The sequence below is a fragment of the Caballeronia sp. ATUFL_M2_KS44 genome, from assembly GCF_023630965.1.
GTDB lineage: Bacteria > Pseudomonadota > Gammaproteobacteria > Burkholderiales > Burkholderiaceae > Caballeronia > Caballeronia concitans.
The window spans coordinates 1-269 of the sequence record NZ_JALQEA010000098.1 but is presented as its reverse complement, the minus strand read 5'-3'; the positions used below and the strand labels follow the sequence as shown (position 1 = coordinate 269).

The window sequence follows — 269 nt, the reverse complement described above, 5'->3', positions numbered from 1 at the left end:
GACGACGCCCGAGTCGAGCGTCCAGACCGTGCCCGAGCCGCTGACCACCACGTCGCCCTTGTCGCCGTCCGAGACGCCGCCACCGCCACCGCCGGGCGGGGTCTGGTACGTCGGATCGGCACCGGCGCCGTTCGACATGATCACGTCGCCAGAGGTGCCGGGCGCGAGCTCCTGCCATCCGGCTGCGCCGCGGATCATCACGCTGCCGCGCGTGGCCGTCGTCGGGGCGCTGCCGACCTTGCCGGGGACGGTGGTCACGCGTTCACCAC

At 74.0% G+C, this 269-nt stretch carries 1 protein-coding gene; it reads right to left on the bottom strand.

What is annotated here, in order from left to right; genetic code table 11:
* Positions 1–258, bottom strand: a 258-nt coding sequence (locus NCR39_RS29550; protein WP_250456328.1) for a hypothetical protein, incomplete at its 3' end; no start/stop codon positions are given.
* Positions 259–269 lie beyond the last annotated feature (11 nt).